At 43.6% G+C, this 6,272-nt stretch carries 1 protein-coding gene; it reads left to right on the plus strand.

The genetic code is table 11. The features are described 5' to 3' along the window. On the plus strand, positions 1–6,272 hold a 6,272-nt coding region (locus AC5JMK_RS11665; protein WP_495910139.1), incomplete at both ends, for an amino acid adenylation domain-containing protein.

Raw genomic sequence — 6,272 nt, forward strand, 5'->3', positions numbered from 1 at the left:
ACCTCTACATACTGCCCACCTTGTTTGTTTAGATACTGATTGGCAAAAAATTGCTCAATTGAGTGATTCTGATTTGGTTAATGACACTAGCAGCAAAAATTTAGCTTATATCATCTATACTTCTGGTTCTACAGGTCAGCCCAAGGGGGTGATGATTCAACATCAATCCTTAGTGAATTTTACGCAGACAGCAATTTCTGAATATGGGTTAAGCAACTGCGATCGCATACTACAGTTTTCCTCTATTAGTTTCGATGTAGCGGCAGAAGAAATCTATCCGTGCTTAAGTTGTGGTGCAACGTTAGTGCTGCGAACTGACGAAATGTTAAATTCCGTGCAGATGTTTGTGCAAAAATGCCGAGATTGGAATTTAACAGTGTTAGATTTACCAACAGCATACTGGCATCAACTAGCTTTTGAATTAGCTAGTGCTAATTTGCTATTGCCAGATGCCATCCGACTGATAATTATTGGCGGAGAGCTGCCCCTTGAGCAAAGATTAAAAATGTGGCAGCAGCATATAGGTAACTATCCTCAGATTATAAATGCCTATGGTCCTACTGAAACGACTGTAGAAGCAACGCTATGCAAATTGCTAGATCCACTCACCACAGAAACTGATCAGCAAAAGATAGCAATTGGACGACCGATTTATAATACTCAGATATATATTCTAGATAAATATCTGCAACCAGTTCCCATTGGTGTGCCAGGAGAGTTGCATATTGGTGGTGCAGGATTGGCACACGGCTACCTCAATCGTTCAGAACTAACTCAGGAAAAATTCATTAGCAACCCCTTTCAAAAAGGTAGGGGAGCTCTTGAGATCAAAAGCAGAGGGAAAACACAAGGCCAATCCTCTAATTGCGAACGCCTCTATAAAACAGGGGATTTAGCACGTTATTTACCTGACGGTAATATTGAATACTTAGGACGGATTGACAATCAAGTAAAAATTCGGAGTTTCCGCATTGAATTGGGAGAAATCGAAGCTGTACTGAGTCAACATGATAATGTGCAAGCCAATTGTGTAATTGCTCGCGAAGATATCAGGGGTGACAAACAGTTAGTCGCTTACGTAGTGCCGCAACCACAGACGACCACAAAAATCAGCGAACTGCGACAATTTCTCAAAGCTAAACTCCCAGACTACATGCTGCCCCAGGCTTTTGTGATGTTGGAATCCTTACCTCTAACTCCCAACGGCAAACTAGATAAGAACGCCCTACCCACATCAGATTTAGACAGCATACGGCTAGACAAATATGTAGCCCCGCGCACCCCAGTCGAAGAAATGATGGCACTAATTTGGGTGCAAGTGCTGAAATTAGAGCAAGTCGGCATACATGATAACTTCTTTGAAGTCGGGGGACACTCACTACTAGCAACGCAACTAGTATCACGCATTCGCAACTGTTTCAAAGTAGAACTACCATTGCGTGAGTTGTTTGCAGCACCAACAGTAGGTGAATTGGCAAAGGAAATTGAGCAATTACAGCAACAAGACTTAAAACTAACTGCACCACCCATTTTAAGGCGAGCAAAAGATGTACAATTACCACTATCATTTGCTCAACAGCGCTTATGGTTCTTAGATCAGTTCGAGCCGAACAGTGCCTTATACAACATCCCCATAGCTTTGCGTCTAGCAGGAATTCTTAATCAAGCTGCCTTAGAACAAAGCTTACAAGAAATAATTTCGCGTCACGAAGCCTTACGTACCAACTTGATCGCAGTTGATGGACAACCGATCCAAATCATTCACACACAGACCACTTGGACACTATCAGTTATTGAATTGCAACATCTGCCAACAAGCGAGAAAGAAATAGCAACGCAGCAACTAGTGCAACAACTAGCAATTCAACAATTTGATTTGGCAAGTGAGTCGTTATTCAGAGCAACATTAATAATACTTTCCGAGACAGAACAGATATTATTAGTGTGTATGCACCACATTGTCTCTGATGGCTGGTCAACGGGTGTGTTTATCAGAGAATTAGCGGTGCTGTACAACGCTTATGCTCAAGATCAACCCTCTCTACGAGACGCTACGCGTAGCTTGCTTCCCCAAAGGGATACACTTTTAACTCCACTGCCGATTCAGTACGCAGATTTTGCACTGTGGCAAAGAGACTGGTTAGTCGCCGATGTACTGCAAAGCCAATTGAATTATTGGCAACAACAACTAAAAGACGCGCCAGCCTTATTGGTGCTACCCAGTGACCGACCTAGACCTGCGGTGCAGACTTTCACTGGTGCATATCAAGAGTTTGCACTTTCAGTTGAACTAACTGATAAACTGACAAAACTGAGCCAAGAGCAAGGGGTGACTTTGTTCATGACGCTGTTGGCAGCATTTGATACTCTACTTTACCGCTACACAGAACAGTCAGATATTTTGGTGGGGACACCAATAGCCAACCGCGATCGCTCTGAGATCGAAGGGTTAATTGGCTTTTTTGTCAACACTTTAGTCATGCGGACTGATTTATCAGGTAATCCCAACTTTAGCGAATTACTAACTCGCGTTCGAGAAATGACAATGGATGCCTATGCTCATCAGAATTTGCCGTTTGAAATGCTAGTAGAAGCATTGCAGCCAGAACGAGATCTGAGTCATTCACCCCTATTTCAGGTGATGTTTGTCCTTCAGAACGCACCCATATCTCAATTAGAACTGACTGGGTTAACTGTCAGTCCAATCAAACTAGAAAGTGCCACAGCGCCTTTTGATCTTACCTTATCAATGGAAAATACTCCCCAAGGTCTGATGGGCGTGTGGGAGTACAACACTGACTTGTTTGATAGCAGCACTATCGAGCGGATGATCGGTCATTTTGTCACACTGCTGTGTTCAATTGTGGCCAATCCCCAAGAGCGAATTGAGCAGCTTCCAATGTTAGCAGAAGTTGAGCAGCAGCAGTTACTCGTTGAGTGGAATGATACTCAGGTTGATTATCCCTTTGATCAGTGTCTCCATCAATTATTTGAGCAACAGGTAGAACTTACCCCTGATGCAGTAGCAGTGGTGTTTGACAATGTACAGACGCGAAATTTCGCGTCTCTAACATATCAACAGTTAAACACCCAAGCTAATCAATTAGCACATTACTTAAAATCTTTAGGTGTAGGGACAGAGACTTTAGTAGGGATTTATCTAGAGCGATCGCTATCGATGATCGTAGCATTGTTAGCTGTCCTCAAAGCTGGTGGCGCTTATGTCCCCCTAGACCCTGATTATCCCCAGCAGCGATTAGCTGACATATCTCAAGACTCACAATTATCTGTGCTAATCACACAGCAGACATTGCTCAATTCCTTGCCAATCAAAGGGGTGAAAGTCATTGTCTTAGACACAGAGTCTCTTGTGCTGACTCTTCAAAGTCCAGAAAATCCGGTGAATCAGGTAAGACCAGAAAACTTAACTTGTATACTGTACACTTCTGGCTCTACCGGAAAACCCAAAGGGGTGATGCTGACTCACGCAGCTCTAGTTATCCATAGCTGTGCAATAAGTGAAGTATTTGGTCTAACAAGTGCAGATCGTGTCTTGCAGTTTGCTTCCCTTGGCTTTGATGTTGCAGCCGAAGAAATCTTCCCCACTTGGTATAAAGGCGCAACTGTGGTACTCAGACCCGCGCAAATGTTCCCTGACTTTGCCAGTTTTGCTCAATTTATTGAACAACAAAAACTGAGTGTCTTAAATATCACCCCGGCTTATTGGCATGAATGGGCAGTTGCAGTATCTAAAGAAGATGCAACTGTACCGCAAAGTCTGCGCTTAGTAGCTGTGGGTGGGGATGCAGTGTTACCAGAAACGGTGACAATCTGGCAGCAATTGGTGGGCGATCGCATCAATTGTTTAAATGTATACGGCCCTACTGAAGCTTCGGTGACAGCGATCGTCCATGATCTGCTGCATCCCAAATTTTCAAAAACTAATACAGTCCTGATTGGTCGTCCCATTGCCAATACGCAAGCTTACATCCTAGATCGTCATCTGCAACCAGTACCAATTGGAGTCATCGGCGAATTGCACATAGGTGGTGTGCGTTTAGCACGAGGATATCTCAACCGCCCAGAATTGACAGATGAAAAATTTCTTGCCAACACATTTAAAGATCCCAAATGCGATAGTCTCCGACCGACCGGAGGTCATCGCATCTACAAAACAGGGGATTTAGCTCGTTATCTGCCAGATGGTAAGATTGAATGCTTCGGACGCATCGACAATCAAGTAAAAATCCGCGGTTTTCGTATTGAATTGGGAGAAATCGAAGCCGTACTCAACCAACATCTCCAGGTACAGACATCTTGTGTGATTATCCGCGAAGATACAACCCGGGATAAGCGCCTAGTCGCCTACGTTGTACCGTATTCCCAAGACATACCCACACTTAGCGAACTGCGTCAATTCCTTTCCAATTCTCTGCCGCTTTATATGGTGCCAAATGCTTTTGTGGTGCTGGAGTCCCTACCGCTAACACCAAATCGCAAAGTAGACCGCCGCGCTTTACCCACACCGGATTTACACAGTGAACAAATAGACAACTATGTTGCACCACGCAACCCAGTTGAAGAAATGCTGGCACAAATTTGGGCGCAAGTACTGAAACTAGAGCAAGTCGGTATTCACGATAACTTCTTTACCTTGGGAGGACACTCGTTACTAGCAACACAACTGGTTTCACGCATCCGCAATACTTTCAAAGTAGAACTACCGTTGCGGAGTCTGTTTGCAGCAGCGACAGTTGCCCAATTAGCGCGAGCAATTGAGCAGTTGCAGCAACAAGACTTAGAACTAACAGCACCACCCATCTTACCAAGAACAGAAAATGCAGAATTACCACTGTCATTTGCTCAACAGCGTTTGTGGTTTTTAGAACAGTTACAGCCGAATAGTGAATTATACAACATACCTTTAGCTTTGCGTATTGTTGGAACTCTCAACATAGCCGCCTTAGAACAAAGCTTAATTGAAATAATTGCTCGGCATGAAGCTCTACGCACCAATTTCATTACAGTTAATGGACAAGCAACACAAGTCATTCAAACACAAACAAATTGGACACTATCTATAGTTGAGTTGCAGCATTTATCTACAAGCGAGCAAGAAATAGTTGCACAGCAATTAGCTCAACAACAAGCTCTACAACCCTTTGACCTGGCAACACAAGTATTAGTGAGAGCAACATTAATAGTGCTGTCCCAGACAGAATATGTCTTGAGTGTGTGTATGCATCACATTGTCTCTGATGACTGGTCAATAAGTATTTTTGTCCAAGAACTAGCAACATTATACAACGCTTATTCTCAAGGTCAGTTCTCACCCTTAACGCCACTGCCGATTCAGTATGCAGACTTTGCAATGTGGCAAAGACAGTGGTTAGTCGGGGATGTACAACAAAACCAATTGAGTTACTGGCAACAACAACTGGCAAACGCACCAACTTTATTATCACTGCCTACAGACCGACCCAGACCGGCCGTGCAAACCTTTGCTGGCGCACATCAAAAGTTTGAACTTTCCCTGGAACTCACTGATAAGTTGATACAACTGAGTCAGCAACAAGGGGTAACTTTATTCATGACGCTGTTGGCAGCGTTTGATACTCTACTTTACCGCTATACAGGACAATCAGATATTTTAGTGGGGACACCAATTGCTAACCGTAATCACAGTGAAATAGAAGGGTTAATTGGCTTTTTTGTCAATACTTTAGTCATGCGGACTGATTTATCTGAAAATCCCAGTTTCTCATCATTACTCACTCGTGTTCGCGAAATGGCTCTAGGAGCTTATGCTCATCAGGACTTGCCTTTTGAAATGCTAGTGGAAGTATTGCAACCAGAGCGAAATCTCAGCCATACACCCCTATTCCAGGTAATGTTTGTACTTCAGAATGCACCCATGTCTGAAGTAGAACTGAGTGGGCTAACTATAAGTGATTTGCCAACAGAAAGTGTAACTGCCAAGTTTGATTTGACTTTAGTAATAGGGAACACTGCTACTGGATTAGTGGGAGTGTGGGAGTACAATACTGACTTGTTTGACCCTAGCACGATCGCTCGCATGTTGGGTCATTTTGTGACACTGCTAGAAGCAATTGTGGCAAATCCCCAAGCGCGAATTGGAGAATTACCCCTGCTTAGAGAAGTTGAGCGTCAGCAATTGTTAGTAGAGTGGAACTCTACTCAGACAGACTATCCGTCTGATAAATGTATCCATCAGTTGTTTGAACAACAGGTAGCGCGTACCCCAGATGCAG

Source organism: Pelatocladus sp., from assembly GCF_059505505.1.